The sequence below is a fragment of the Micromonospora sp. NPDC051925 genome, assembly GCF_044548625.1.
Taxonomy (GTDB): Bacteria; Actinomycetota; Actinomycetes; order Mycobacteriales; family Micromonosporaceae; genus Micromonospora.
Genome location: NZ_JBIUCH010000059.1, coordinates 1 through 1,393 on the forward strand (window position 1 = coordinate 1; position 1,393 = coordinate 1,393).

Genomic DNA, 1,393 nt, shown 5'->3' on the forward strand with positions numbered 1-1,393 from the left:
TACTCCAACGTCACTTGGCTTCGGCGTTGGGCGTGGCGTGGGCGTGAAGACGGCCACCGCGTTGATCATCGATGGTTTGTGAGGACAACCGAAGATCGTGCGGTGGCCGCGTGCCACAGCGTAGACCCCGCCGGGTGGCGGGTCATCCTGGACGAGGCGGTGACGCGTGTCGCTGGCCGGTTCGTGCGGGCGGAGCCACGCCGGACGGCCGGGCAGTTCGTGGAAGGACTGCTGTCAGAGGCCGAACGCAAGACCTGCTGGTCGCTTGCGGAGCGGGCTGGCCATGCTGATCCGCAGGCGATGCAGAGGCTGCTGCGTTCGGCGGTGTGGAACGCCGACGCCGTCCGCGATGACGTGCGTGATTGGCTGGTCGAGCAGCTCGGCCACCCCGACGCGGTGTTGGTCACCGACGAGACCGGCTTCCTGAAGAAGGGCGTGTGCTCGGTCGGGGTGCAGCGTCAGTACACCGGCACCGCCGGCCGTGTCGAGAACAGCCAGGTCGGGGTGTTCCTGGCCTATGTGTCACCGGCGGGGCGGGCGATGATCGATCGCCGGCTCTACCTGCCCGAGACGACCTGGTGCGATCAGCCCGACCGCCTCGCCGCCGCCGGCGTCCCCGACCAGGTCCGGTTCGCGACGAAGCCGGCCCTTGCCCGGCAGATGATCACCGCCGCGCTCGACGCCGGAGTCCCGTTCAGGTGGGTGACCGGCGACGAGGTCTACGGCGCCGACCCCGGTCTCCGCGCCGACCTGGAACACCGCGAGATCGGCTACGTCCTGGCCGTCGGCTGCGACCGGCGCGTGCACGTCAACGACGGCCGCACCCTGGTCCGCGTCGACGACCTCGCCGAGCGGATCCCCACCGCTGAGTGGCAACCGCACAGCTGCGGACCAGGCGCGAAAGGTCCCCGCGACTACCTGTGGGCCTGGATCACCACCGCCACCCGGCCCGGCGAGCATCGGTGGCTGCTTATCCGCCGCAACCGCACCACCGGCGAGTTGGCCTTCTACGTGTGCTGGTCACCCCGCCCGATTCCGCTGCACACCCTGATCCGAGTGGCCGGCTCCCGCTGGAGCATCGAGGAGCTGTTCCAGACCGGCAAAGGCCAAGTCGGCCTCGACCACTACCAGGTCCGCGGCTGGACCGGCTGGCACCGGTTCATCACCCTGGCCATGCTCGCCCTGGCCGTCCTGACCATCCTCGCCACTACACAGCAGCCCGACCCAGACACGAAGATCATCGCGTTGACCGTCGCCGAGATCCGCCGACTCCTCAACGCCTTCGTCCTCACCGTGGCGCAACCACCGGAGCACATCCTGCACTGGTCGTACTGGCGGCGAACATCCCAAGCCCGAGCCCGACGATCCCACTACCAGCGCAGACAGGCCAGGT

General features: G+C 69.1%; 1 protein-coding gene. It reads left to right on the forward strand.

Annotated elements, in window-relative coordinates:
- Positions 1–159: 159 nt before the first annotated feature.
- Positions 160–1,393, forward strand: a 1,234-nt coding sequence (locus tag ACIG87_RS32270; protein WP_396855405.1) for an IS701 family transposase, incomplete at its 3' end; no start/stop codon positions are given.